The following is a 26,624-nucleotide window of genomic DNA, read 5'->3' on the forward strand; positions in this document are numbered from 1 at the left end:
AACGCAGTCAAATATCGCGATGTGAATTCATTTCAAGTGTGAAAGCGTTTTCCGCAAACAGCTCCTCGAAAAGCACAGGGGAGCGTCAGTGAACGCCTATAGCCTGAAAAAACTCGTAAGCTCTTCTTTCAAAATACAAAGCTTTTGTGGGAGTTTTGATCCAAATTCATGATGGTTTCGTACACATCATACCCCTAACTGCTACCCACGGTCGTCTTCCATCCCTTTAACGACCGTGGGTTTTTTCGTTAATTTCTTTGGTTCGTGTCTGGAAAAGACTAAAGGCTGCGCCGAAAACAGAACTACATATGCTCGTCTATGCATGTACAGAAGTATTATTCATCACGTGGGTTCTTTTTAAGTAACTGCTTGGAATAGATCCAAAAAATGGACCAACAGATATAAGCCACTAACCAATTTTGAGAAGGTGCTCGGGAAACTCGCGATCAAAGCTCTCTACCTCGAGGGGTGTTCGCATTGCACGCTCTGACTTTTGAAGCAGTTGGAACTATCAAATATTCAAATTGGATACATAAATAAATCAAGCATCGAAATATCAGAATGCTTCCCGTAGTGAGTGCGGGCATCATTTTGATTACCTAGCACTTTCCTACAGCCCCGCGTTGATCCTATCCCAGGGTAATCGACGCGGGGCATCTGATAAAACCACCTCCGCAAGCAAATACTCTGTAACTTTGTCATTGTTCCAACGCACACTGTTTCTGGATCCTAAAAGAAAACGTAAAAAGTGATCGAACTAGGTTAGCTTCCCGCCCTACTCGGGCTGGACGCGGTTACTCGTCGCATCCAACCTTAACTTAAATTTGTGAGCAATGCAGACGCCAACGGCTTGCTTTTGCAGACGACCATTCAAGTATGACTGGAGTTCATCTTGCGATAGTCAGAGGGCGTCAGCCCCGTCACCTTCCTGAATGCGCGGCTGAAGTTGTTTGCGGTTTCATATCCTAGCATGGAGGAGATACCGGAGACTGTCTCGCGCGTATCTGTGAGGAGTTCCTCGGCCCTTGCTACCCTAACATCGTTGACGATTTCGCGAAAACGAACCCCTTCGCTTGCTAACTTCCGTTGTAGTGTGCGAACGCCAAGATCGAGCGAACGCGCGGTGGCATCAATCGACATTTCCTCCCGATGAAGTTGTTGCCAAACCACCTCTTCGACTTGTCCTCGAAGTGTTTGGGGGGGCCGCCCAATCGTTCACGAGAAATATCTCCGACAGTTGTCGAGCCGCCGCTAAGTTTTTTGGGCGTGGCTTCGGCTCGCAAAGTCGATGCATCAAACTCAACCCCAAGCCGGGTGGCGTTCCAGATTACAGGACAAGCGTAGGTGTCTTCTGCCTCGACAAATCCAGGAACCTTCGGGAAGTCCAAGAGCACGGCCGATGGCTTCCAGTCGTTTCCTAAATACGCGCGGAATATGCTCAGAAAAACCCCAACGGCCGAGAAACCGATGTCCGGATACGCGAAATGCCAGCGAAGTCCAAAACGATAACAGTAACGCGCGCTATTGCCCGAAGTTTCAAGCCACGCGCGATCCGTGGACGAATGAAATGGCATGACGGCAGAAGCTCGTTTTAGCGCCGCCCCCAGCGTTGGAGCAGAAAGAACGTAACTCCCCCAGGCGCCGTAATCAGCAACGGTAAGATACGGTGACCACAGCAATCCGATGTTTTGTTGTCCCGCGGATCGTGCGGCTTCGTGCACAAAGGTCGCCAAGGCATGCTCCGAGATGTAACCGCCTCTTTCCTCAAGGAAGTGAACAGGAAGATCGGCCGATTCAAAAGCACGCAACAGGCGCCTTTCCCCAGCGGCCTCAAGCACAAACTGGGGCATCGCGCCCAAGGCCTTGGCCGAAATCATCGGTGGTAAGTTCAATCCGTCAACCCGCTTGTTCGCCCGCGTGTCGTGAAATGATACGCATCGGCTGAACGGATGTGCAAGCTTTCCCTAAACAGCAGGGAGCATTACAATATGAAAATACTTCGGCCATTACACGGCGGTTTTTCGATGCATTTTTGGGGAATGGTGCTCGGCGCAGGTATTTCTGCTTCACCAGTTTTCTCCCAGTCCTTCAACGACACGGGCGACATCCTTGCTCGATCAGCCGAGGTCGAGGACATCGAGTACAAGATCATGGTGCAGCGCGCCACTCAGACGGCCATCTGGGGAATGCCCGCCGCTGGTATGATCGATTTTCTGAAGGGCATTCGCCGCGACCTCGGTGGCGACTACAACGACATCATTTATCTCAACAAGCCATTCGATTCCAAACATGGGTTTCTTACGGCTAACGATGTTACGGCCTATGCTTGGGCTTCAATGACCTCCGAACCCGGTCCCCTTGTCATTGAAGTGCCCGCAGCTACCGACAAGGTGAACTACTTCGGTACAATCGTGAATGCTTGGGATGTTCCTATCGTGGACGTTGGTCCCGATGGTTTCGATGAAGGTGCCGGCGGCAAGTACCTCATGCTACCCCCAGGCTACGAAGGGGATATGTCCCTAGAGGAATTAACTGAGGCGGGATACCTTCCCTTTGAAACAGATACCTACGAGTATGGTTTTTCGTTCCGGCCAAAACTGACGAATGGCGGAACGGACGCCGATGCGGCCGACTACGCTCAGACGATCAAAGTGTACTACCTGTCTGAGGCCGACAATCCACCGCCCAACAACTATCTCGAAGCGTCAGAAGTGCCGTACGACTCGCTTCCTTACTACAACGAGACCTTTTTTCAGGACTTGAACGATTACGTTCAAAACAACCCGATACGTCCACAAGACAAGGTTATGGTGAATTTTCTGAAAGATCTCGGGATCGAGAAGGGAAAGCCTTTCGAGCCAAGTGAACTTCAGATGCAGGCAATGAACGAGGGCTTGCTACTCGCATATGCCTCGATGCAGAATTACTTTGTGACGCCTGGGAAAGCCATGATCCCACTTTGGGTCGACGATAGCGGCGAGATGAGGAGCCAGTGGCTGATTTGGGACTTCGCCGAAGGTCAACCGGAGGCTGGTTTCCCGTATGAGACTGAGACCGAAGTCCTTGTGGATGCACGTGCGGGCGGCAGTTATTTCTGGATTACATACCTGCCGAAACAACTGGGCGGAGGTACATTTTATCTGACGGGCCTTCGCGACAGCGACGGAGAAATGTACGATCACAATCAGACCTATAGAATGAACGTCCCAGCGGACACACCTGCCGACGATTTCTGGTCCGTGATTGTTTATTCGATGGAGACCAAGAGCTTCATTCGGAATGTTGATCCTGTCGGTTTGTCCGAGCGCGACACCGATGCGATGCAGGCTAATGAAGACGGCTCCTACGACATTTATTTTGGCCCAGAGGCTCCGGACGGAAAGGAAAGCAACTGGATACCAACCACAGAGCCGTACTTCCTTTTGTTCCGTCTATATGGGCCGCAAGACGAATGGCTGGAGAGTGGCTGGATGCTGGGCGATCTAGAAAAAGTAAACTGATCAAAACAAACAGAAATTCCCAATGAAGCGAACAATGAAAACAAAGTCGTTAGCTGTGCTGACTGCCCTGGTACTCGCATCGCATTCTTCAGCCCAAGAATTCAAAGCCGACGTGCCTGAGAATGTTCTTACACCGGACAAGGTCGAGACCCAGACGCTTGGTGATCTGGAATTCTTCGATGGCATGCCATCACCTGAGACGGTGGCGAAAGTCTTCGACAACCTTGATCTGATCAGAGCAACGACGGCTTTCCTGGACGGCATGAAGATCGCTTCGCTTCGGGCTATGTTTCAGGGATACGAAGACTTGGGCGTCAATCCCAATGACGTCGTGATTGCAGAAGACCTGCTGGATGCGCGGTCCATCTGGCTGACGCCCAATACAACCACAATCTACATTGGTTCGAATGTCGATATCTCGGATGGCCCGATGGTGATTGAGGTTCCGGCAGGCCTGCTTGGGTTGCTTGATGACGCCGCGTTTGACTATGTGACGGATATCGGGGCGCTTGGCGCGGATAAAGGAGAAGGTGGCAAGTATCTACTTTTGCACAACGACGATGAAACGCCGGTGCCCGAGGGCTACTTCGAACTACGCACAAAGACATATGAGCACTGGTTGTTGCTAAGACGCTCGCCAGACGCAGACGAAGATACGGCTGGCCCTGTTGCCGAGATCAAGGCGGGTCTGAATATCTATCCGCTTAGTGAAGCGGACAATCCTCCCGCGGAAACTTTCCTGAATATCTCCGGTGTTCAACACAACACTGTTCACGCGAACAACGAAGACTTCTTTGAAGAGATCCACGTCGCGCTCGAAAACAATCCAATTGGTGCGTTCAGTCCGGAAATTGTAGGAACGTTTGCTTCCATAGGGATCAGGAAGGGCGAGCCCTTCGAACCCGATGCCCGTATGCAGACCATTTTCAAGGAGGCAGCAGCGATAGCAAACGCCACGGCACGAGCGATTACGTATGCCTCGCGCGATCCGGGAGTTTTCTTTTTTGAAGACCGGCAATGGAACTCACCGTTTCAACGTCAGAGCTATCTGTTTCTTGAGGACGGTGCACGCATACTCGATGACCGTTCATACTTTTTCTATATGGCGACGGGCATAACGCCTGCAATGACCTCGCCACCGGTCGGTACGGGGTCTGTCTATGCGATGACGGCGCGAGACAACAACGGACAGTACCTGGATGGCTCAAAAACCTACAAGGTAACTCTCCCGGCACCCGTTCCCGCGAAAAACTTTGCGTCGTTTATGTTGTATAGCGGACAGACACGGTCGATCCTTGAAACTGACCAGCAATCCGGTGGTATCGACTCTAATCGACCGGGGATAAAGCCGAATGAGGATGGGAGTACCAGCATCTATTTTGGCCCGGAAGCCCCAGAAGGTTGGGAGAACAACTGGGCGCAAACCATGCCCGGGCAAAGCTTCAACGTGATGATGCGCCTCTACGGACCGCTCGAGCCTTGGTTCGACAAGGCCTGGCGTCCTGGTGATCTGGAACTGGTAGAATAAAGCGACAGCTGCGACTATCGGGCGACGCTACTTTTTGGCGTCGTCTGGCATTTTCTTCGGTGTCCGTTTTGGGCCGTTCCGTACAAGGGAGAGTGGTGCGGAGGACCGGGCTTTCGCCGTGGATCGGGACCTTCAGTTCATGCGCGGAGCGCACTTTCGGGTCGACGGACGGTGATCTAATCTCACGACCCGCTTCACCCCAGTTCTTGGCGGCGTTAATCTCCGGTCCGAGCAACATTGAAAGGAGGCGCCCCATGTCCCTCTTCTCCAAACTCTTCGGTGGCGGCGAAGAGTCTGAACCGGAGCCAGTCTTGTACAAAGGGTTCGAGATTTTCCCTGACCTGATGCCCGAGGGCGGCAAATACCGTTTGCTGGCCCGTATCGAAAAGACCATCGACGGAGATCGTAAGACCCATTCGGTGGTCCGGGCGGATGTGTTTGAAAGCCGGGATCAGGCCGAAAGCTTCAGTATCGCCAAGGCGAAGCAGGTAATTGACGAACAGGGCGAACGCCTCTTCAGCTCCGGAATCCAGTAAGTTGATATCCGTTGGGCGATCGGTGGATGCCATGAGTGGCTTCTTGCGCGCCACCCCTGACTTGGTCCAAGCGTGCAAGTCTGACAAAACGGTTTGGATCCGATCCTGAGGATCGGACAGTTTTCCGATGAACGCATCGGTTAACCAAGTGGGAAGCTCGGCCGGCGAGTGTCGCGTATCTAATCGAATGTATTTATCGAAAATTTCAGAAGTGAATATGCGGTGGGTTGGTAAAGTCGACATCAAGGGGCATTCAGGTTCTGAATCCTTTTTGAGGAATTGATCTCTCAAAGTCATTGGGCAGAAGGACTGTAGCAAAGGATAGTAATGGCATGGAGCTGACTGCAGCCACACCTGTCCACCTGATCCACGTGGATCCTGACGTCAACATGGCACGGTTCTATGGAATTGAACTGCAACCGACGCTGTTTGGTGAAGTGTCTGTCCTTCGGACCTGGGGGCGTATTGGCACAAACGGGTAAGCTATGAGGGTGACGTATGATGACGAAGCTCAGGCTAGTGAAGCGCTCCGAGAACTTGAGACACAAAAGCTCCGTCGAGGGTAGGTTCCCGTCGGCGGTTAGTACCACCCGCCAGCGATCGTAGATCTTTCATCTCTCAACCCGGTTGAGAGATCTATTCTTTGGCCACCCGGCCAGAATGGACATGATCACCAAGATTTTCCAGCTCGTCCTGACAGGCTTCGGAAATTCCCTCTGGCAAATTGTATGCTTCAATATCCGCTTCGATCTTTCTCAAGTCAGATTCCAGTTCCATGGATTGGAAATCATCGACTTCTCGAAGGCGGTAAATCAATCGTTCAATGAGCAAACGATGGGCCAGCATCCGGCCCAGCAGTTCACGAATTACTGGTTCTTGCATGCATCAGTTCTCCTCAATCCGCACAGTAGGCACGATCGGAATTCCGGGGTCAATTGTGGAGCTTAGCTTGAGGGGAACCTGCGAAGATGGGCGCTTGACGTTCTGTTCGAAGCGAGAAAGCGCGATGCGACTTTACCCCCATGCAAATCCCGAGCCAGCCGACACGTGATCTGCATGGATGGCGAGGTGGACCCGGCTAGATACCGGGAACACCCCAGACTTCGTACACGTTATGCTCGGTATGCCGTGTAGACTAATCGGTCACCGACAATAAGGAATGGCAGCTCGCGGGAGCCGGTGGCGATTTCGCAAACAAGCGCCGCGCCGGCCAGGAAGGCGGTGCGTCTGTCAGGAAACGGCGTGCGCTCTGGTGTTCCGACGCAGTTGGGCATTCCTGGAGGTACATGCTTGAAGGTGATGTTTGCGACCCAGCCGTTGGGGCGCTCGTCGATGTATAATCCGAGTAGGTTATTGCGTGTGGCAAATGGCGGATCGCTCGCCTCAGGTTGGGGCCCTGTCAAGCGACCGGTGGCGTAGAGTGCCCGAAGAACAAAATTCATCACACCGAAATCGTCTCCGGGTTTTTCTGTGTATGGGATCATATCGAAGCCTTTGTCTTTTGTGTTTGATTGAGGGAATGTCTCCCGGTGTGAGAATGACCTGGGAACAAATTGAAAGCGTCAAAGCGGGTTTGTTGAACTTTTTTGAAAAAGTTCGATCAGCCGATCTTTGACTGTCTCATCCGGAGCAAACCTGTCCCGGAGATATTGCCGTAAGTCATTGACTTTGGTACATTCATTCTGCGGGAGGTTCACAAATGAGGCCTGATGAATTGATTGAGAAACTTACGGAACTCCGTCCCGGTCTGAAGGATCACCTCGACCGGAATGCACCCAAGAGAAACCTGGCGCTTACATGTCGCGCAGCGCGCAAGACAGCCGGGATGACACGAGAGCAGGTGGCGGAGCGCTCTGGTCTGTCGCTGGCTGACATTGATGGCCTGGAGGCACCATCAGGGAGCTTTCCGGAAAGGTCGACCGTGACGCGCTTTATGGCCGTGTGCCGATAGTGGTGATCATGTTCAAAGGTTACAGGGTTGTACCCCATGTCTGATTTGCACGCCGAAAAATTCATGGAAAAGATGGCGAAACCAGGGACGGAAGAGGAATCTTTCTTTGCAAGACGCCGGGCACTTGGCCTGGGTGTTGGGGTTGACGCAGAAGGGAAGCCTGCCGGGTCGAAAAGCCTCATCTTCATCGATTTTGAGGCCTCGTCCCTGAGCCCGGAGAGCTGGCCGATCGAAGTGGGTATCGCGCAACTCAAAGAGCGGCGCGTGGTGGTCGAGAGTAAACTGGTCCAGCCACACGGAACCTGGCCCCTCGACGATTGGTCGGACAAAAGCGCTGCTGTGCACAACATTCCCTTCTCCGAACTGGAGACTGCGATGCCCGCCGATGAGGTTGCGCACTGGCTGATTGAGCGTGTTGGAGACCACATTCTTGTGAGTGATTGCCCCGAGTTCGATCAGCGTTGGCTCGACCGGCTGTTAAGTACAGTCAACGAGCCCGTGAAACCGGAGATCCAGGCCTTCGACCGGATTGCGTGGATTGCGTTTTCGCGGGAAGAGGGCGTTCTCGCGCCTGGTCGAATTGGCCGGGTGTATAAGACCAAGACCAATCGAAGCACGACCCATCGCGCCGGTGCGGATGCAGCCGATTTAGCGTATGCCTTCCGATCCGGATTGCCGAAGACGGCATCGCCGGATTTTCTGGCCCCGATGTCCGACGAGGACTTGCACCTTTGGGAAGGTGGCGATGAGGAAACCGGAGTATGAGACGCGGTTCGTAGCTTACCATCTCCCGCCGCGTGGACAGGGTTTGTTGATCGCTTTCAAAGCGGACGCAATTCTCATGGGGCTTTGCCCGCTTGAATGAATGAGTTGCTGGAACATCGAAAGCTCAGAGAAACTGAAACCGCCCCGAGTGTCTAAGCGACGCCGATTTCTCACTAACTTTTTTTAAATTGAAACTGCGTCACTGACCTGTGCTTTCTGCACGAACTCAAACGGGTGATAAATTGTCCCTCGTCGCTCTCATTTGGTCCGCGTGTCTGCGATGGCACCCGGACAAAATGAGCCGATCGAGGTTCAATGAAATCTGGTTGCCTTCAACACAAGAAGGAAGCCATCATGCCCAACACTCCCGCCCGCGAACGTTTCTCCACTGGTGATCTTGTCGCGTTTGATTTTCCCTTTTGCGATGGCGGCGCGAAGACCCGCGTCTGCCTGATTGTCGCTGAAGATACCGATCTGAACGAGGTTGTTGTCGCTTATGGGACAACGAACCTGCATCTCAATCTTGATCGAAGACACGCTGTGATCCTGAATATGCAATCGGATTGGTCGGCGGCGGGCCTCCATCGGGCAACCCGGTTCCAGGTGGATCGCCGCATTCGCGTTTCGATGAATGATACGCGGTTCAAGCAGAACCGATCCCTGGGGACGGCCAAGGTTGGTCGGTTGCTACCAAGCAAGGTCCAGCAACTGATGACATGTTACAGCCGTTTGAAACCGGTGTCTCGTGTTCAGGAGCGACTGGGTATCCACCCGAAACCACAGGTGCACAATGGCCGCCGCTCGTTTCTCGGTCGTCGGCCCGTACGGCACAATGCGGGTTCTGCCGCCGCCTGATGTCAGGCTTCCCGGAACGTGGTGGGCACCAAGGGAGCCAACTCAAGTCCTCACTCGGGTGTTCCGGCTAACGCCTGCACACACTCAACAGGAACAAGAAATGAAGAAAAGCAAAGAGACTCAAACAGATGGGTGCGCGCCCAATAATCGTGCGGATGCTGGCGGAGATGAAAGCTACAGGAAAGGAGTAGAAGATCTGATCGAGCGCGACCGCCAAATGACCGAGGCGCGTGCAGAAAAACTTCGGATTCTGCACGATATAGTCAAAGACACGTTCGATGCCGTGGTCCTGTTCGGGCAGCACTATAGTGGAAGGCTCGATACGATTTGCTCATTCTCGGTGTTTCACGAGGACCTGGACGCCCGAGCCACCGTGAAGGCCTTCGTGAAGGACGCGCTGCCCCGAATTGGCGTTGCGATTATTTGGGAGGGCAGGGATGTCATGGACATTCCGCTCCGCAAGGATCGGGCGACGGCGCATGAGAAGGTCAGGATGTGGGAAATCCTGAAACCATGTGCGCACCCATTGAATTCTGGAGATAGCTGGTAACCTGCCTGTTCATCGACACAGCTTTGCGGTTTCGGACAAGGTCACAATAATCCCTGATGTCCTCCGCAGTTGGACGCGGGCGGTCAGGAAGATGGCTTTTGCAGTGGCTCTCGGACACCCGGCTGTATTGCTGCTCGGATGTCGTCCAATTCGGAATATCAAAGGCGCCGCCCGGAGCAATCGTCTCGGGGTCGCATTCGGAAATCTCATCCAACGTCCCGGTCATTAACACGGTGACCGCGTAAGGTAAGTTGGGCGTTAGTTCACGTTCCGATGTCATGGTTTTGCCGTTGATGTTCATCACGGTCAGGGTCTCTGACGTCAGGTAGGCTTGTCCCGTCAAGAGCTGGTGGTGGTAGAGCTGAGACATTCTCTGAACGGCGTCGCCCGTGCTGCACGACAACGCGCCTTGCATACAGTTTTCGAAGTCCTTCAGCATTGATCGAAAACTAATTGGCAGGTCGTCTGCCTCGATCCGCAGAAAGCGCGCGCCAGTCCAGACAACCACGGCGTCAAACACGAAGCGGCTCAGCTCAAATGGTGCATCCGTAAACACGTAGGAGACGGCCCGGATGGATGTGTTGGTGTCCGGCCACTCGGCAAAGAGCTGCATCAGCATGGTGCGCCATTGCAATTGTTGTGTCCGAGCAGATGATGATCTCGGGAGGCCGTCCCACGAATAGCAAAGCATGGCGTGGCCGTTTTGCGCCTGCTGGATGAGGTTGGTCAGTTCGGTGTCTTTGGAAGGGGTCATAGGGGTCTCTTGTGTTGATGCGTAAAACGAGCCTCCAAATCCAGGCAAAGCGGATCGGGCAAGGCTGCTGTGGAAGCAACGTGGGAACAAGTTCGCGAATTGTGAAATCGCTGACCCGAGAAATCTGGTGAAGAGGGCAGGGTAGACGGATCCGGGAAAATTGGCAGCGTCGGCTTCCACCCGTTTCACGATCTTCGATGTGTCACATCTGTGTTATTGGAACAGTGTTGAGTACTTGCCTCACGCTACTGCGCGCCGCATCCTGGAGAGGTGGGTCGGGGTTCAGAGGGTAGGATTCCTGACGCATGAAATCTTTTTCAAAAAAACCCGCCAAACCGGCTTTGCAAAACCCGAGACCGACCGAACCTTATGTTCGCACTGGGCGATCAAGGGGATCGGGCGGGTGCGGAAACCGGGCGGCGTCCCAAAAACAACAAAAGGGCAACCTGATGAGCGAGCACTATATAAACAAATCGATCCTGCTGGACGAAGCGGAACTGGCCGCGGGCTTCGCATGTGAGCCGGAAGACTTCGACGCGCTTGTAGACATGGCGGAATACGGGGTTCGTGTCGAGCTCGGAGACAGTGAATATCCGAGGTTGGAAGTTCTTGGCGTCTGCTCCGAGCGTTTCGACCGGGCGGATATTCAGAACCAGGACTATCGTGCAGAATGGGTGGAGACAGGCAAGGGCTGGAACAAGACATTGTCCTGCCTCTTCCGAAAGCTGGGTGGCATAAATGAAGATCTGAGTGCGCGCTTTCTCAGGTCAGAAGACACAGGGGTGTTGGTTTCCAGCATTATTGAAGACCTCAAGCGGGATGTAGAGCAGCAGGACTTTTTCAACGCGAGGCGGCGTATTTCTTCTCTGGAAAACCTGAAAGACGCCGGATTGCCCTGTTTCCGAAGCGGTGGGGGCCTGACATCAGGCGGGGGTGATGACGCCCACGATTGCCGTGGCCGCAATCGTGGTCCTGGAAAGCGTATCATTGTTGAAGTTGCCTATGTGTGGGGATAGCCGCGAGCGCGACGGCTCCAAGGGAGCGGCCGCTTGAGGGTATCGTGATCCCTCCGTGGACAGGGGCGGGGTGCAAACCCTTGGGTCAGGATTGGAATGGCCGCCAAGCTCTGCAGCCACCTGCCGTTGACGACTCATTTGGTCTGATGGCACGCTGGTGCAGCCTGAGTAGGGCGACCGGGTCGGTTGTCCGGGTGGCGAGAGGTCGTCGTCGCGTGCGTGGTTAGGTGAGTGGGCTACGCGCGGTGACCCCGGCTGGTGGAGGTGGATCTGCTCGAAACCACCTCCACTTTGCAACCGGCAAGGGTCACGCGGCTTGTGGCCATTTTACACCGCTATCCTCGTCTGTGTTTTGTCCCTTCTTTTTCTGACGGGCAGAGGGCCTTACGGACATTTTCCAACGTCTGGGCAAACACCCATCCCCGCCCGGGCGGGAGGCGGCAGGTCCTGTTGTCGCCTCCACCCCTTCACCGCCGCTGCGCCGAAACCTACTCCAGCCTGTCCGGGCATGCGAACGGGACAAACGTGCTTGCCATACCTTCGCTCATTGTCATCACCGTCAGCATGTTGGCCATTTCACGTTCAGCGGCGCTTCGGGGGCAGACGGCGATGTTCCCGGTGCAGCCTGATGAAACAAATGCGGTATTGTCCGCGATGAACTCTTCACCAATGCCATTGGGATCGACACTGGCATAAGCCCAATCCCAGGCACGTTGATAAAGGACGCATTTCTGCTCGGTCCATGTCAGGGCGTTCATGTCGTCGGCCAGGGCCGCACCGGAAAGCGGCCCCAACAGCGACATACACGTGAATACCCTTGTGAAGATCATCGGCGGAAGACCTGAACTAAAAAACGGCGGAAATGCCCGGGTACAAGAAAATCGGTGCGCGTGCGAGAACGAAACCCCTGTCGCGAAAATTTAACCCGATTTCAGCGATGATGTTACACCGCTCCGGATAGGATGCGGGTCGCACCTGCTGGCCTCTTGCAGGGCCTGTGAACCCAATGTGCGGGGGACGATCCCGCCGATCATAGACCGCTTCAATAATTGCCTGATCATGACCTGCCGAGCGTTCCCATGTGGCGTTGCAGCTCTTTTGGTTGAGAGCCGCAACGCCAAAGGCAACGGCTTTTTCAATTCGAAACCTACAACCCCAACCGCATTCGAGGAGCGGTTGCACTTGGACCTGTGGCATCCCGCCCCAGGCAATAAAGGGAGAACACTATGTTCTATTCCCCCAAGACCGAAACCGGTCTGCTCCAGTGCATCGCCAGCGCAGTGGAGGTCGGTCAATGAGCGTTTTCGAAGATCCCCTTCATAAGGCGCTTTATACAGCGCTAAACGCTACAGACACCGCCAAGAATGCTGTGTTTGATATAACTTCGGGTTCCGATTGTCCGGAGATGCTGCACGCGGTCGCGGAACGTTTCTTCGAATCCGAAGACAGCGAACTGATCGCTTTAAATGTGATAGAAGATGTCGGATTACTGATGAGGATGCTGCACGACGCTGCCGCAGCTGAGACACAGTCGGGATACGTAGCGGATGAGCATTGCATGTCCGGTGGTGGTTACGAGGTCACGCATCTTTCGGATCTGGGCCAGCAATTCGAAACCGCGCGGGAGGCAGTCGCGGCACTGTATGCCGCGCTTTATGAAGTGAACCTTCATTTGCGGGCCGACCGTCTGTCAGTATCGCTGCGCACGTGAACATAGAGGGGCGGCGGTGTCGCCCCTTCCTTGATCCGTCAGTGGTGTCGGTCGTCAGACGGATTTGGCCTTTGCGTCACAACACCGATCCTGCAGGGCACTGCTGAATTCTCCAGTTTTCACTGTCGAAAGTCAGATTCCTTCGGTCCAATGTCGTGCCAAGGAGAGAGGCAGCTATGAACCCTCTCCACCATTTGATTGACGAGTAATCTTGCAGACGATAACCAGTGTTCCATGGAAAACACTTCGATCATCGCAATGACTTGGTGGCTGGCCTCCTGACAGGGTGGCCGGATGACCAAACGTATTCCGAGGCCGCCGCATGGGCGGTCTTTTGTTTTCCGAGCTTCCCGATGCGCCGCCTCCCGTTTCATGAGAAGACGCAAATGAACAGACCAACCATTCTGACAGGTGACCGCACCACGGGGCCGCTTCACATCGGGCACTATGCAGGCTCGCTGGCAAACCGGCTGCGCTATCAGGACAGCCATGAACAATTTCTGCTGTTGGCGGATACCCAAGCCCTGACAGACAACGCCCATGACCCGCAGAAGGTACGGCGCAGCGTGATGGAGGTCGCGCTGGATTATTTGGCCGTGGGCATTGATCCCTGTCGCACCACCATTTGCCTCCAATCGCATCTGCCGGCGTTGGCGGAGCTGTCGATGCTCTACCTGAACTTCGTTACGGTCGCGCGGCTCGAACGGAACCCGACGATCAAGGACGAAATTCGTGTGCGCAGGTTCGGACGGGATATTCCCGCCGGATTTCTGTGCTATCCGGCGGCACAGGCGGCGGACATCACGGCCTTCAAGGCGACAGTCGTGCCGGTTGGCGAGGATCAGGCCCCACTGATCGAGCAAACGAACGAGATCGTGCGGCGCATCAACGCAACCGCAGGCTGCGCCGTGTTGCCCGAGGCGCGGGCGATCATCCCCAGGGAGGGCCGGTTGCCCGGTATCGACGGCAAGGCCAAGATGTCGAAATCCGGTGGCAACGCCATTGCTCTGTCCGCGTCGACCGAGGAGATCCGAAATGCTGTCAGGGCGATGTTCACCGATCCGAACCACCTGCGTGTCGAAGACCCGGGCTGCATCGAGGGCAATGTCGTCTTTACCTATCTCGACGCCTTCGATCCGGACCAGGACGGGCTTGCCGAGCTCAAGGCACAGTATCAGAGAGGCGGTCTTGGCGATAGCAAGATCAAGGCACGTCTGGAAGCTATCCTTCAGGAGCTCATCGCCCCAATTCGCAAGCGTAGGGCACAGCTCTCCGAGGACCGGGGATACATACTTGATGTGATCAAAGAAGGTACGGAACGGGCGCGAGAGCGCACCGAGGCGACAAGGCGGGATGTGGTTAGTGCCTTGGGTCTGTTCCAATTGTAGGTGAGCAAAGGCGGGCAAGCCGGATGCGGGCCCGTTTCGCCCGCGCTCCCGACCTTCGCCCGTCATCAATTCATGCAACTACAGCGAATTTCGGTTCTGTTGTACCGCATTGCAGAGCAGTGCAACTTCGGCCAATGGCCGGAATGGGCCGGATCAAGGGGCATTTGTTTTAAGGCGATACTTCCGGAACGGTGATCCATCGTATGTCATCTCGCCCGCAAACACAGCGCCCATGCGCTTCATTCCCGCCCCAAAAGGAAGAGTTTCAAAACCTTCTCCCTTCAATTCGAAAATGCGTTTGCGATCTGCCTCAAGCGGAGAGGCAAATCTTGTTGCTGTCCAGATCCCTGACGTAAGCCGAGAAGCGCGGTCCACGTTGGTTCGGTTCGCCTTCGCTCGTGCCACCAAGTTCGATGGCCAATGCGTGCAGCCTTTCGACCTCCTCAGCCGACCCGACGCTGAAGCCGACCATGGTTCCGTTTCCATTGGTGGCAGGGTTTTCGTCGAACGGGATGGCGACTGCAAAGGCAAAGCCAGGTCCAAGCCAGTATGTCATTCTGTCGGTGGGCGAGACGCGATCCACACCCGTTTGACCAAAAAGCTGGTCGTAAAAGTGTGTTGCGGCAGCCATGTCGTTGGTGCCGACGACGAAGTAGTTCATTTGCATGGTGCGATTTCCTTTTAGTTTGTGCTGAGTATTGTGAGCGTCACTGACCGGTCAGTCTGAAGAACTCGATTAGCTGACCGTTGGGGTCGGTGATCTTGAGCAGGTGGATACCCGGCTCTTCGATGATTTCCGGCGCGGTCACACCGGCAGAGGTGGCGCGGGCGTGCAAGACCTCCAGATCGGTGGATTGCAGGTAGGGAACTGCGCCCGAGCCTGCCTCGGACCCTGGGGCGTACTTGTCCCGTGAAACGATTGCGAACCAGCCACCTGCCACGTTAAACGCCACGAATTCAGGTAAACCGATTGTCGGGTCACTATCGAATAGGGCGCGGTAGAAGGCCTCCGATTCCTCCATGTCGTCGGTCGTTACGTAGGCGCCCATGGCCATGATCGGCGCAGTTCCCCGCTGCTGAGACGACTCCGCAACGAGTGCTGTTGGCAGAACCGCGGTGAGAGTTAGAGCAATGAAACGTCTCATATTCTGATCTCCTTTGTTGATGCCCTTCCTGCTTGTACCGCGCCTATGCTGACAGCGTGTTGTCAGCATGGTGTCAGTATGTTCTGTTTCGTAGAAAGGAGGTCACATGAGACGCGGCGACAGGCTATTTGAAGTCATAGAGATCCTGAGACGTGTCAAAGGCCCGATCTCAGCCCAGTCCATTGGTGAAGAACTGGGCGTGACGAAACGCACGGTGTATCGCGATATTGCTGCGTTGATCGCTCAGGGCGTGCCAATCAATGGCGAGGCCGGGGTCGGCTATGTATTGGAGCCCGGCTTTCATATGCCACCACTGATGCTGACCCCGGACGAGATCGAGGCCGTTACGCTTGGTGTGCTGTGGGTCCAGACCCGAGGCGAACCCGAGCTTGCGCTGGCGGCTGAGAAGCTGATCACCAAGCTGAAAGCTGTCGCACCTGACAAGTACCGGACGTCATTTCTGCAGCCAGCTGTCAGCGTCGCGCCCGTCGCTCAACCGGATGAAGTACTCGGCGCCGCGGTCATTCGTCTGGCCATTCGGTGCCGCAAGAAGATAGCCTTGAAGTATTCGGACAACTCGGGCCAAAAGACCCTTCGTGTGATCTGGCCGATACTGCTGGGTTATCGGGACACCAGCCGCATCATCGCCGCATGGTGCGAGATGCGAGAAGGCTTTCGTTACTTTCGGACAGAACGGATCATTGAGGCGGAGGTCCTCGAAGACAGTATTCCTCGGCGAATGGACCTGCTTCGCGCGGAGTGGCGTAATGCAATGGATGCAGAACGAAAGCGCTATGAAGAAGGGGCATAAGACAGGGCTTGCCGAAAGGCCGCTTTGGTGAAGCTGCAGATCAGAGGAGCGCTGCTTAAGTAACGGCAGGTTTGGGCCGCCCTTGCAGCTTCGAGGGTCAGAATTTTCGTGAATTCCACGCCGCCTCGGAGGTCAGGAGAGAGCCCGTTCGGCTCCTCAATGGCGTCTTCCGGGGAACGGTGCGGACAGTGGATGCTCGCCGCGCCATCTCTTGTTCCCCCGTCTCGGCCAAAGTAGTGGCCCAATTTTAGGGGGCAAAGACAGGGGAACAAACGTCAAATCACGCATGTTCGTCCATTGGACCTCTTAGTTTGCGACACATCCTGTCTTAGATAAGAGCGCCATCTGTCGCGAAATCCCTGATGAGGTGAATAGCGGCCAACATAGACATCTGAAGGAATCTGCTGCAAATTCCTGTTTTAGTCGAGCAAAGGTTTGCCGCTCGCAGTAAGGATGCGAACTATGGGTGCTGAGACCGAAAGCAATACTGCTGATGCCTGTCGCATTTTAAAGGCGATGTCCCTCGAGGGAAGGTTTGAGATACTTTGTCTCTTAACCCAGGGTGAAAAATCAGTACTTGAAATCCAAGAAGCACTCTTAATGCGCCAAGGGGCGGTATCACAACACCTTGGTCCCCCAAATACATCTCGCCGGTCGATCCCGCTGCTCGTTGGACAGGAGCGGATGGAGGTGCCGCATACTTTGCCTATTCTACCAACTACTTGGTGGATTTGGACAATGCGATCATCGTGGATGTCGAACCGACGGCCCCGATCAGGCCCGCTGAAGCGCGGGCCGCAAGGGACATGATTGACCGGGTGCAGGATCGGTTTGGGATCAAACCCGATAAGCTTGTGGGTGATACAGGCTATGGATCAGCCGAGATGTTGGGCTGGCTGGTGGAGGATCGTCAAATTGAACCCCACATTCCGGTCTGGGACAAATCCAAACGAACCGACGGAACATTCTCACGTGAGGATTTTGCATATGATCCAGCGACCGATAGCTACTCTTGCCCAGGAGGCCAATCGCTTCAGACGTACCGAAGGAAGTTCTCAAAGCCGCGTGTTGCGAACGGCGGAAAAGACGGGTTCATCAAATACCGCGCATCCAAACTGGATTGCGACGCATGCCCCTTGAAGCCGATGTGCTGCCCAACCCAACCCGCGCGAAATTTGCTCCGCTCGGTTCATGAAGCCGCGCGCGATGTCGCCCGCGATATCCGCAAGACAGACGCCTACATGACCTCGTTTATCCAGCGACGAAAGGTCGAGATGCTATTTGCGCACCTCAAAAGATACATCGGCCTGCGGATGATGCGGCTTCGCGGACCCAAAGGTGCAACAGAACAGTTCCAACTAGCAGCAACCGCCCAAAACCTCCGCAAACTGGCCAAATTGGTGCCAACACCAGCGCCTGCGTGAAGGGAAACGCGGCTGGCCTGCTTCATGATCAACATCAAGCCCGCCAAAACACCGACTTTTTCAACACTATCTCCGCAGTGTAGATGTTTGGTAGACTTCACTGAATGACAGCTGCCAACCCAAAGCACCACATGCGGCATTATGCGTGAATGCGCGCAATCGTCGGCTTTTTCATGGGTGCTTTGGGTGACCAAAAGCGATTTTGCTCAGAAACGGCCGTAATCTCGACCGGTTCCGATATAGGTATCGTCAAAATCCGGCAAGCTGATCTCTGGCCGGAGCGCTGAGAGACATTTTATTGCATTTTCAAAGGACAGCTCTGACCACTCAGCGACATGTGAACAATCATATTTAACCAATTTTATCTCGTAGCCTTTTTTGCGATGTGCAACAAAGATGTAGTCTATTTCATAATCCTCATCTACGAGCTGATCCGCAAGGCTTCGAACCTGTTCGTCTTCGTCCTTGTTGGGCGCTTCGGGTTCAAAAGCTTCAATCATCAACTCAATAGAGTGCACCATGTCATCGAAGGCGAGCGGTTTGGGAAAGACTTTGGGCCAGTCAGTGGACGACATCGTCGCATAGGCTGCGATCCAACCTTCCGGTTGGCGGGCGGTCACGAAAACCCGCTGCATATGATAGCCCAATCGGTCCGAAAGTCTCTTTAGCTTCGCCGTTTCCTTGGGATCAGTGGGTGGGCCAAAGACTTCTGGGGTCGCATTAGTTTTGTATTTGGAAAACATACTTTTCTCTCTACAACATCCATAGACCGGGTGCATTTATTGTGTCGCGATTGACCATCGTCACGTTTTCCATCATCCGTTTTGAAATTCGCCCGAAGCGCCTCGCGGGCAATCCGTTTTGCCTACTAAATCTATACACTTAAAGTGCCCCAATATGTTGACCAAAATACGACCGGTTATTGACCGCACGAAAGCCTGCACCAAAATGTGCGCTAGCTTTCCTTGACGTGCCCCCGCTTCTGAAAGCGATCCTTCACATAGCACTAATTCAACAGAAGCAATGGTCCGCTCTGCCGACATCTGAACATAGCGTCCCGCAGTTTCGAAGCGCGGACCAGCGACCCTTTTGCTGCGCATGCGTCAAAGGCCGTTTTTCGACATGCACCGGAAGTGTTTGAGTTCGCCCCAGATGCGTTCAGCTGTCTCCTTTGTTGGATTACCTTGGGCCAGAAAAACCACAACTTCCGTTCGCGCGTACCGGGCCGCGCGCTTTATCTTGGCAAAAACAAGGCTCGGGCAGGCCTGATTGGTTGCTGTCAAGAAACTACGCAATTTGGGCGTCTGATTGCCGCGTTTCAGGAATGTACGCGCGGCTTCCACACTCGAAAACACCCTCGGCGCACCATCGGTCAAACCTTGGGGTGACATCCGGATCGCGCCGTTCTCAAGCAAGCCATCTGTAATTGCTGCGTCGAGACGGTTTGGGGTCAGCGCCTGCCAGGGCACCAGTCTGTCCACCGGGATACCCGGGATCGGGATGTTGCAGCCGATGATTACCTTTTTCGTATGTTTCGCCCGCGCCAGACGCAGCCTTTCGATCAATTGGCGCGACGACAGCTCACGGCTTTGCAGCTGCAGGCGACGCACGCGGGGATCCGGGTGGCACGGCACCAGAACGGCTTTTGAGGTTCCGTCCGTCATTTCGTAGGGGGTCAGTTCTTCGGGCATGCGCGTCTGGCCCATTGTGTCCGGGGTCAGCAGGTCTAACGGGTTTCCGGGCGTATCTCCCCAGAGTGCGCGCGCCTGATCTTCGAGCGCAGAAACCGGGAGTTCTTCCCGCCCGATCACGATGACGGTTGAGCAATTCTGGTAACGATTGGACCCCAGGGCCCGGCCACCGAACCAGAGCCACTGCGCGCCGTGCAGCTTGGTACTCAGCATGAACTTCGAAACTTCAGCCTCGGACATGCCCTCGAATCCATGACCTGCATCCTCGAAGAAGGCCCGCACGACCTTTCGTGTAGCGCCAACAAGGACGCCAGCGTTTTTGTCCAGGCGATCCATCAGAACCTCCCGTGCGATGATCCGCCGCCAGCTCTCACGCAAGCCGGAATTCTTCAGCAGGCTGCCCTTTGTCATTCTGCGATCATGCAGCTGCGTCACAAGGGCATTTGGGCGCAGCGTGACGTCATGAAGCTTGCGGATATCACATGCAAGCGCGGACAGGATGGTGGTGTCAGCATCAGCATCGAGAACCAGCATGGGTTCCTTATGCCTGAGCGGTTTTCGACGCAGCACGCGGATGAAGAAAGCATCGCCCTCGACAATCAGCCTCAAACGCTCAGTCGTACGTAGGCCCGCGGCCTTTGCATCGGCCAGCACCCGCCAGAGTGCAGCGTACCCGGAAACATACCGGTGGTTCTGTTCCGCTTTTCCAAGCAACCTGGCCTGCTGCACCTCATTCTGGTCGGGAGACAGGTCGGGGCAGGGGGCTTGCCCCATCCATTCCAAGTCACTCAAGCGCAGATAGTCCTCGCTGGAGAAGGGCAAAGTCAACGGCGACGCATTGTCCATCAAAGCCGCAACAACCTGTTTCGCGGCCTCCAGCAAGCTGGCGTGCTGCGCGGCCATTGCGGCGGGGAAATGCATGCGTGGATTTGTGAACGCGGCCGCTGATACATCCTGGATCATCAGGAATTGCGGCCAGAAGGTTTCATCGACGATCCGCAGATCGCACTTTTCAGCCGGATCGGGCAGGGACAGATAAGCGGTTGCGAGAAAACGGTATCTGGCTCCAACGCGAAACTGCTTGAGATAGGCACATTCCTTAAAATGCGGGCAGAGCTTTGCGGTCCCATCAGTCTCTTCGCGTCGGCAGAAACTCTGCTGTGCCGAGAGACCAAGGCGGCCCGCCCGCTCCACCAGCTCAGCTCGCGCGCACATGTTTCCGCGCCCATCCGGGTGCGGTGCCGAACGCCCCCGGATCGCTTTGGCATCCAAACCTAACGCGCGGGCGTCGGACGCGGCCTCTTCGGCCAACGCGAGGGTTGGCAGGTGAAAGGACACATGCTGGTCCGTGCTGCGTTTTTCCTTTTCAGCCAGAAGCAGTCTTGCAAGCCGGCTTTTGCCTGCGCCGGGACTGGCACGGCAGACGACTGTCGGGACTTTTGCGTTGTCCTGACCCGATGACGCCAAGACCTCGTCTGCCGCTTCCAGGGCAACACGCAGATCTCGATCTGCGTCTGCCAAAGAGGTGAAATTCGTCACTGGCGCCGGTGTTTCACTGTCGAACGCGCCTTGCCCGGTGAAACGCCCTGTTGCGTCTCTCGGACTGTCCCCTTTGGTATCTGTGATGGTCATCGCCGCTCTCCGTGTTGTCGTCGCTGGCGATGACCTGGGTCTGCACCGGAAATCCGGGAAATTGAGATCTGGTTTGGAAGATTTGGGGCGGACCGGAAATAAGACATCTATTACCGGCGTGACCCAAAAGGTGTTGAACTGGCGGTGGTTCGACCCCGGGTCGATGGCATCGAAATCCGGGTGATCAACGGCAAAAACTTTCCTTCGAAATTTCCGTGAGGCGCCGTTTGGACCCAATTCCTCCTCATAAACAGGAGGTAAAGGATGCAGGCTCCAAAATACTACTCGGTGAATGAAATCGCCGAAATCTTCCGGCGCGATCCCCACACGATCCGGGACTGGATCAATCATGGCTGCCCGACGCCACACGGGGTGATCAAGTTGCAAGCGGCAAAACTGGGGAAATCCTGGACCATCAAAGACGAATGGCTCGCGATTTTCGAGCTTCGCGTCCGGCCTGACCAGGGAAGGCCGGATCTCGAACTCGAATGACCGGTCACCAACCAAATGACGGAGCCAGGATCATGACCCTTGCACAGGAACTAAAAGCATATCTCAAAACCAGCGGAGAGTCCCAACGCGCGCTTTCGCTGCGCGCAGGGCTGAACGCGAAAGCTGTCTCTGACATCCTGAACATCCCCGGACTCACGCCGCGCCACACCACGCTTGTGGCGCTGTCCGAGGCAACCGGTCGTGATTTTCTGAGCCTTGGGAAAGAACCGCCGCGAACCTATGCCGACCTTATCGCCGATGGTCAGACCAAAGGCGACACCAGCCGCGTCTCAAAGCTGAAATGGCTCTGCCGCAACGCGAGCTGGACACCAGAATTGAAAGTGGCCTGCAAGCAGGATGTCATCGACTTTTTCGATCGCAACGGTCCTGCAAGCGTCAAACTGACAAAAGGCAGTTTCGCAACCTATCGATCCGCGTTGGTGAAAGCCGTGGCGGGTGGTCAATCGCGCCAGCGACAACGGCGGATCGATGATATCGGGGGGATCTATGGGGATGTGTATAAAGCCATCCAGGCCAGCGACTTGCCCGCGTCGTCCAAAGTCGCGTCGGGACCGTTCCTGGTCTTCCTGCATGACGCGAATATCGACCCAAGCTCGATTTCCACTGACACCCTGGCAGACTATTACCGTTACCGGGTTGACGTGTCGTCCAAAGGAGAGGTGAGTTGCAAAAAGCATGTGTGCGAGATCGCAACCTTGCTGGACAAGCTGTCAGGCCATGCAGATCTTTCGGGCTTCGGTTTCGTCGCGGCGGACCATCCGTTTGAGGATGGTCGCGACAAGTTTGGTGTCAGTGCAGCGCTGATCGCGCCATTGCTGGCGGAATTTGAAACCCGCGTCGCACCCTGGGTGACAGGGATAGTGTCACGCGATGGGTTGTCCCGGTCAGACTTCATTGCATCCCTTGATGCGCTGGAAGCGCCGGTTTCCGACAAGAAAGCCCGGCTGCGCAATGCAAAGACAGATCGCCTGAAGAGATCGGGAACAACAGTCCGGGATACAGCGCCTGTCGTGGCTGCGGATGCCGGGTTTCTGATTGGAAGGGACTGCTGGAGCGCGTCGACGCTGGATCGGCGCCGTGGCTATGTCAAATCCATGGCCAAGGCCATCATCGCGGCGACGGATGTGGTTCCTGAAACACTCGAAGAACTGACCGATCCGGAGTTTCTCGAAGTAGGTGCTGAGGCGCTCGCGGAGAGCAACAAGGGCGATTATCCCAGCGGTTATGTCGCCAGTGTTCTAAAATCCATGCACAAGATCGCGGCCGGATATATCTGCCGGTCTCCAGAAGACCTGAAACACATCACAGATCTCATCAAACTGCATGATACTGGCATTTCCGGGATCGCACCGCGCAACAAGGCGAAACTCCAGCAGTTTACCGAGACCCGGGTCACCGGGACGATCCGGCTGTCGGGATCGATCATCGCCGCGGTAAACGATGAAGTTGATCGCCGCCGGAAGGCGCACAAGGCAAGGTCGGGTACCTTACCGGCAAAGATCGAAATCATGGATGCGGAGTTGATCCGCGACGTGATGGTCGCGCTGGCGCATGACATCCTGATGAGCCGGGCGCCGCGCAGCGACAATGTCCTGCGCGCAAGGCTGGACTGGATGTCCTGGCATGGCGATGTGGCCCGCCTGACAGTGCCTGCCGCCGAGGTTAAAATGCGCGGGAAAGGGGATGCGGATCTCCCGATCCTGCTCAGCGAAAGCACGAGCCGATTGCTTCGGACGTATCTGGAGGACCTTCGTCCCCGCATTCTGAAATCAGGCGACAAACAGAATCCGTATCTGTTTCCAAGCCAGGGGAAAGAGGCAAACGGCGCACATTACGGTGTTTTGCTCAAGCGCGTGACCCGGCTCCTCGCAAAGCATGTCGGTGTTCAGATCCACCCCCATCTCTATCGCCATCTGATTGGATGGATCTGGCTGAAAGATTGCCCGGATCATCTGCCGAAAGTTCAGCGCCTGCTGGGGCACAAGACCCTGCAAACTACGCTCGATTACTATGCCGAGCTGGATGAAGACCTGCTGCTGGATGAATGGCAGGAAAAACTGAACGAGAAATCCGCGGGGAACTCATCAAAACGCAACATCAAAAGGAGGTTTGCATGACCCTCAACGCTCATCTGCGATTGCTCGCTGACATCCGCAGGGCATCTCCCAGCGACCCAGTCCCCGGACGGGCTGAACTTTCGGAACATCTGTCGCAACGGCAAGCTGAAACAGGCGCCACGGCCCTGTCCGAGTTTGCCTATGTTCAGCAGATGGCCAATGCCAAATGGGGGCGGGGGCGGACCGCGCATTTTGCGCAGGTCCTGCGCCAACATAGAGTGTCGCAGAAACCACCCCGGAGGACCGCATGGGGTGAGGCCGAAGCGTTGCTTCAAGAGCTTCCCAAACATTGGCATTCCCCGATCGCCGGGCAGATATCGCTGTCCAAACAGGGAAAGCGCGTGTTGGGTCAGACGCTTTGGAGCGCGGCCCACACTCTGAACGTCATCCGGGCTTTGAAGAGATGGGCCGCTTATTGTTCGGTGCATGGGTGTTCAATGGTGCCGACGGGCTCTTCTCTGGACGCATTTGGACGCCACCTGTTTGCTGATCGGGAAGATGGGCAAACTGTGGGGGCACGGACGGTTGCTGATTACCAGTCGCGCATTCTGAGCGGGATTGGCCTGGTTCAGCCCGGATTTGCTTCCACCGCCTGTAACTTCGTTGTTGCCGACTGGCGCAACAGGGCAGATCAGGAAGGTGCGGTGACCAAAACTGGCGCGCAACTCGTTGGCGCCACGGCAATCTGGGATCTTGGTTTCCGACATATCGACAACGCGCGGTCAGCCCCGATGCGGGGATTGGATGCCGCAAGGCAGTACCGGAATGGATTGATCCTGGCCATCGGAACGGCCTTGCCGCAGCGGGCCCGGGCTTTGTCCTGCCTGTCCTTCGGCAGCAGTCTCTCCCTTCGCGATGACGACACCGTCGGCATCCGCATTCCGGCGTCGATGCTGAAACTGCCGGAAGAGCGAAAACAGGGTGCCCCGTATGAACGCAGCCTGCATAATCGGCGTTTGGCGCAAGCTCTGCAGGAGTATCGTCAGTTGTTTCGCCCAATATTCGATGACGGATGCGCGGTGTTTCCATCCATCAAATCCCGGAACACCGGGATCAGTGAAAAACAGATCGGCCGATTGACCGGCAACATGACCGAAAAGGCATTCGGAACCCGCATATCCATCCATCGGTTGCGCGACAACGTAGCGACGCAGGCCAGCGAAACCATGACAGCAACAGGCCGCGCCGCCGCCGCGCTGCTCGGTCACAAGTCCCAGTCAACCGTGGCCCGTCACTATGATCATTCGGAGGGCATTCAGGCGGCAGAGGAGTTTGGTGCGCTATTGTCTTCCTACCAAGGAGCGGGCGTTGATCTTGACCTTTGATACGGCATTCAAAAAAATTCGACGCCCCGCGGTGACCTGTTTTGCTCCGGGATACTGACCTTTTTTGTATCGGGCGTGACGCAAGAGCAGGGAGACAGACGCGGGGTGGTTGAAACCAGAATAGCCAATCCGGGCGGTCGCGGGGGCGTGAGCGAACTGGAATAATGCGGACATCGCTGTCGTTCGCTGCATTGCAACACGTTCAGCTGAGCATCTGCACAGCTGAAAAGCGCCCATCTAACCGAAATTGCGTTGCTGGTGCGTTTCACACTTTCGGCAGGTACTGGTTAAGCAGAGCGTCCACGAGACCTTCTTGTAGCCGGCAGCCCTTTTGCTGATCTACGCGCAGTATATCTTCCAATATCACAAACTGCTCTATGCCTGTTGTCATGGCCAAACGTAGTGTCAGATCTTCGTAATCGCTCAGTTTCATCGAGCTGCAAACGGGTTCAAGGGCCTCTCCAAATGCCGCGACCCTTCTCGCTCCACGCATTTTGACAGTGCCGTCTTGCAGTGATGCCTTAAGCGATTCAGCCAGAAACTGGCGAAAGAAAGCCTCATGTTTGCGGGAGAAATCCAGATAGTAGCGCGCAACCGCGTGCACACGGTTGCGTACATCCTCAAGTCCTTCCAGCAATTCTGCGGTCGGCATCACCTCTATGTCGAGGGTCGCGTCGAGGGCCAACACGCCGGGATCGGAGAAGTACCGGTATACCGTTGCCCGACCGGTTTTCGCGCGCTCTGCGACTTTGGCAAGCGTCACATTTTCCCCCTCTGCCATAAGCTCACGTGCCGCCGCCAGCAACGCCTCTCTAGTCCTGTTCTTTTGATTGGTTCGAGGGGCCACATCGATGTTCCTTAATGGTACACTTGTCTCATGAATAGATATGTGTATCATAAAGCTACATTCATCGAAGTAAAGGGAGTCGTTGAAATGGCGCAATCTCGCCCTCGCACATATCACCTTCTTGGGAACCTGCTGAAATTCCACGCATTTCCAGCCGAAACCGGAGATCGCTGTACAATCGTTGAAATCAAGACCGCCCCGGGTGCCGGCGCGCCCCCCAATCATCACGCTGGCGAAGATGAGAGTTTCTATGTGCTCGAAGGCGAGTTTGAGTTCTTCCTAAACGGCGAGACAAAAAAGGTAAGCAGCGGCGATTTCGTGAAAGTCCCCGATGGCGCGGTGCACGCGTTTACTTGTATTGGGCAAACTCCAGGTCGCTTGCTATGCATCAACGCTCCGGGAGCTATGCATGATACATTCTTCACCGAAGCGGGCGAAGCAATGCCGGACGGCACAACGGATATTCCTGCACCCGATGGGCCACCCGACATTCCGGCGATCATGGCGGTGGCGGAAAAGGCCGGCATGACGATCCTGGCCCCTGAAGACGCGCCCGCTTGAAGCA

The 26,624-nt window shown here is 55.4% G+C and carries 26 protein-coding genes and 2 pseudogenes; 18 read left to right on the forward strand and 10 right to left on the reverse strand.

The features are described from left to right. Positions 1–870 precede the first annotated feature (870 nt). Together ALB80_RS22925 and ALB80_RS18780 are read right to left on the reverse strand one after the other, a co-directional pair. Positions 871–1,140 (reverse strand): helix-turn-helix transcriptional regulator, encoded by a 270-nt coding sequence (locus tag ALB80_RS22925; RefSeq protein WP_083445363.1) that lies wholly within the window; start codon positions 1,138–1,140, stop codon positions 871–873. Next, a complete protein-coding gene (locus ALB80_RS18780) occupies positions 1,077–1,892 on the reverse strand; it encodes an AraC family transcriptional regulator ligand-binding domain-containing protein (protein ID WP_157054257.1) in 816 nt (271 codons plus the stop codon). Before ALB80_RS18780 ends, ALB80_RS22925 begins: the two co-directional genes overlap by 64 nt. 96 nt (positions 1,893–1,988) lie before the next feature. On the opposite strand from ALB80_RS18780, the gene ALB80_RS18785 reads away from it, so the two are divergent. The 4 genes from ALB80_RS18785 to ALB80_RS22535 all read left to right on the forward strand — a co-directional run bounded on the left by ALB80_RS18785 (position 1,989) and on the right by ALB80_RS22535 (position 6,046). Next, positions 1,989–3,500 (forward strand): DUF1214 domain-containing protein, encoded by a 1,512-nt coding sequence (locus ALB80_RS18785; RefSeq protein WP_216597692.1) that lies wholly within the window; start codon positions 1,989–1,991, stop codon positions 3,498–3,500. Positions 3,501–3,534: 34 nt separating this feature from the next. Further along, positions 3,535–5,028, forward strand: a complete 1,494-nt coding sequence (locus ALB80_RS18790; protein WP_050605641.1) for a DUF1254 domain-containing protein — start codon at positions 3,535–3,537, stop codon at positions 5,026–5,028. Positions 5,029–5,282: 254 nt separating this feature from the next. After that, the gene (locus tag ALB80_RS18795) at positions 5,283–5,564 is read left to right on the forward strand and encodes an HlyU family transcriptional regulator (protein WP_050605642.1); all 282 of its coding nucleotides are present in this window, start codon (positions 5,283–5,285) and stop codon (positions 5,562–5,564) included. Between the two features lie 332 nt (positions 5,565–5,896). Next, complete coding sequence (locus ALB80_RS22535) at positions 5,897–6,046, forward strand: WGR domain-containing protein (protein ID WP_216597693.1); 150 nt, start codon at positions 5,897–5,899, stop codon at positions 6,044–6,046. 154 nt (positions 6,047–6,200) lie between these two features. Here ALB80_RS22535 and ALB80_RS18805 read toward each other — a convergent pair whose 3' ends face one another. After that, positions 6,201–6,446 (reverse strand): hypothetical protein, encoded by a 246-nt coding sequence (locus ALB80_RS18805; RefSeq protein ID WP_050605643.1) that lies wholly within the window; start codon positions 6,444–6,446, stop codon positions 6,201–6,203. 817 nt (positions 6,447–7,263) lie between these two features. Between ALB80_RS18805 and ALB80_RS22930 the strand changes: the two genes are divergently transcribed. The 4 genes from ALB80_RS22930 to ALB80_RS22265 all read left to right on the forward strand — a co-directional run bounded on the left by ALB80_RS22930 (position 7,264) and on the right by ALB80_RS22265 (position 9,685). Further along, positions 7,264–7,515, forward strand: coding sequence for a helix-turn-helix transcriptional regulator (locus ALB80_RS22930; protein ID WP_050605645.1), 252 nt, complete (start codon positions 7,264–7,266; stop codon positions 7,513–7,515). 36 nt (positions 7,516–7,551) lie between these two features. Beyond that, positions 7,552–8,280 carry an exonuclease domain-containing protein gene (locus ALB80_RS18820; RefSeq protein ID WP_050605646.1) on the forward strand — a complete coding sequence of 243 codons (729 nt, stop codon included), beginning with the start codon at positions 7,552–7,554 and terminating at the stop codon, positions 8,278–8,280. 354 nt (positions 8,281–8,634) lie between these two features. After that, the gene (locus ALB80_RS18825) at positions 8,635–9,135 is read left to right on the forward strand and encodes a hypothetical protein (RefSeq protein ID WP_157054258.1); all 501 of its coding nucleotides are present in this window, start codon (positions 8,635–8,637) and stop codon (positions 9,133–9,135) included. Between the two features lie 100 nt (positions 9,136–9,235). After that, positions 9,236–9,685, forward strand: coding sequence for a hypothetical protein (locus ALB80_RS22265; RefSeq protein ID WP_157054259.1), 450 nt, complete (start codon positions 9,236–9,238; stop codon positions 9,683–9,685). Here ALB80_RS22265 and ALB80_RS18835 read toward each other — a convergent pair. Further along, on the reverse strand, positions 9,624–10,439 hold the full coding sequence (locus tag ALB80_RS18835) for a hypothetical protein (protein ID WP_050605649.1): 816 nt from the start codon (positions 10,437–10,439) through the stop codon (positions 9,624–9,626). The genes ALB80_RS22265 and ALB80_RS18835 overlap by 62 nt on opposite strands. Before the next feature lie 449 nt (positions 10,440–10,888). On the opposite strand from ALB80_RS18835, the gene ALB80_RS18840 reads away from it, so the two are divergent. Next, positions 10,889–11,455: a hypothetical protein gene (locus tag ALB80_RS18840; RefSeq protein WP_157054260.1), complete on the forward strand. Its 567-nt coding sequence runs from the start codon at positions 10,889–10,891 to the stop codon at positions 11,453–11,455. A gap of 488 nt (positions 11,456–11,943) precedes the next feature. Here ALB80_RS18840 and ALB80_RS18845 read toward each other — a convergent pair whose 3' ends face one another. Beyond that, a complete protein-coding gene (locus tag ALB80_RS18845; RefSeq protein ID WP_050605651.1) occupies positions 11,944–12,258 on the reverse strand; it encodes a hypothetical protein in 315 nt (104 codons plus the stop codon). Between the two features lie 491 nt (positions 12,259–12,749). On the opposite strand from ALB80_RS18845, the gene ALB80_RS18850 reads away from it, so the two are divergent. Together ALB80_RS18850 and trpS are read left to right on the forward strand one after the other, a co-directional pair. Further along, a complete protein-coding gene (locus ALB80_RS18850) occupies positions 12,750–13,166 on the forward strand; it encodes a hypothetical protein (protein WP_050605652.1) in 417 nt (138 codons plus the stop codon). A gap of 386 nt (positions 13,167–13,552) precedes the next feature. After that, positions 13,553–14,554, forward strand: coding sequence for a tryptophan--tRNA ligase (gene trpS, locus ALB80_RS18855; protein WP_050605737.1), 1,002 nt, complete (start codon positions 13,553–13,555; stop codon positions 14,552–14,554). 310 nt (positions 14,555–14,864) lie between these two features. On the opposite strand, the gene ALB80_RS18860 is transcribed toward trpS, so the two are convergent. Next, positions 14,865–15,221, reverse strand: coding sequence for a VOC family protein (locus ALB80_RS18860; RefSeq protein ID WP_050605653.1), 357 nt, complete (start codon positions 15,219–15,221; stop codon positions 14,865–14,867). A gap of 40 nt (positions 15,222–15,261) precedes the next feature. Then, the gene (locus ALB80_RS18865; protein WP_050605654.1) at positions 15,262–15,699 is read right to left on the reverse strand and encodes a VOC family protein; all 438 of its coding nucleotides are present in this window, start codon (positions 15,697–15,699) and stop codon (positions 15,262–15,264) included. A gap of 106 nt (positions 15,700–15,805) precedes the next feature. Here ALB80_RS18865 and ALB80_RS18870 point away from each other — a divergent pair, with 106 nt between their 5' ends. The 3 genes and pseudogenes from ALB80_RS18870 to ALB80_RS18875 form a co-directional block, all read left to right on the forward strand. Further along, complete coding sequence (locus ALB80_RS18870; RefSeq protein ID WP_050605655.1) at positions 15,806–16,510, forward strand: YafY family protein; 705 nt, start codon at positions 15,806–15,808, stop codon at positions 16,508–16,510. Positions 16,511–17,026: 516 nt separating this feature from the next. Beyond that, positions 17,027–17,092: pseudogene (locus ALB80_RS22935) on the forward strand (hypothetical protein); the annotation flags it as partial. A gap of 32 nt (positions 17,093–17,124) precedes the next feature. Further along, positions 17,125–17,934: pseudogene (locus ALB80_RS18875) on the forward strand (transposase); the annotation flags it as partial. A gap of 206 nt (positions 17,935–18,140) precedes the next feature. Here the strand turns inward: ALB80_RS18875 and ALB80_RS18880 are convergent. Continuing rightward, positions 18,141–18,713 (reverse strand): hypothetical protein, encoded by a 573-nt coding sequence (locus ALB80_RS18880; RefSeq protein WP_157054263.1) that lies wholly within the window; start codon positions 18,711–18,713, stop codon positions 18,141–18,143. 324 nt (positions 18,714–19,037) lie between these two features. After that, positions 19,038–21,257: a hypothetical protein gene (locus ALB80_RS18885; protein ID WP_050605658.1), complete on the reverse strand. Its 2,220-nt coding sequence runs from the start codon at positions 21,255–21,257 to the stop codon at positions 19,038–19,040. 264 nt (positions 21,258–21,521) lie between these two features. Between ALB80_RS18885 and ALB80_RS18890 the strand changes: the two genes are divergently transcribed. From ALB80_RS18890 to ALB80_RS18900, 3 genes are read left to right on the forward strand one after another with little or no spacing between them, the layout of a single operon-like run. Beyond that, positions 21,522–21,749, forward strand: a complete 228-nt coding sequence (locus ALB80_RS18890) for a helix-turn-helix domain-containing protein (RefSeq protein ID WP_050605659.1) — start codon at positions 21,522–21,524, stop codon at positions 21,747–21,749. A 32-nt stretch (positions 21,750–21,781) separates the two neighbouring features. Further along, positions 21,782–23,887: a tyrosine-type recombinase/integrase gene (locus ALB80_RS18895; protein WP_050605738.1), complete on the forward strand. Its 2,106-nt coding sequence runs from the start codon at positions 21,782–21,784 to the stop codon at positions 23,885–23,887. Further along, positions 23,884–25,212, forward strand: a complete 1,329-nt coding sequence (locus tag ALB80_RS18900) for a site-specific integrase (protein WP_050605660.1) — start codon at positions 23,884–23,886, stop codon at positions 25,210–25,212. Before ALB80_RS18895 ends, ALB80_RS18900 begins: the two co-directional genes overlap by 4 nt. A gap of 265 nt (positions 25,213–25,477) precedes the next feature. Here the strand turns inward: ALB80_RS18900 and ALB80_RS18905 are convergent, their stop codons facing one another. Next, a complete protein-coding gene (locus tag ALB80_RS18905) occupies positions 25,478–26,059 on the reverse strand; it encodes a TetR/AcrR family transcriptional regulator (protein WP_172677920.1) in 582 nt (193 codons plus the stop codon). An 87-nt stretch (positions 26,060–26,146) separates the two neighbouring features. Here ALB80_RS18905 and ALB80_RS18910 point away from each other — a divergent pair, with 87 nt between their 5' ends. Then, a complete protein-coding gene (locus ALB80_RS18910) occupies positions 26,147–26,620 on the forward strand; it encodes a cupin domain-containing protein (protein WP_050605739.1) in 474 nt (157 codons plus the stop codon). Positions 26,621–26,624 lie beyond the last annotated feature (4 nt).

The organism is Ruegeria sp. 6PALISEP08 (genome assembly GCF_001238295.1).
GTDB lineage: Bacteria > Pseudomonadota > Alphaproteobacteria > Rhodobacterales > Rhodobacteraceae > Ruegeria.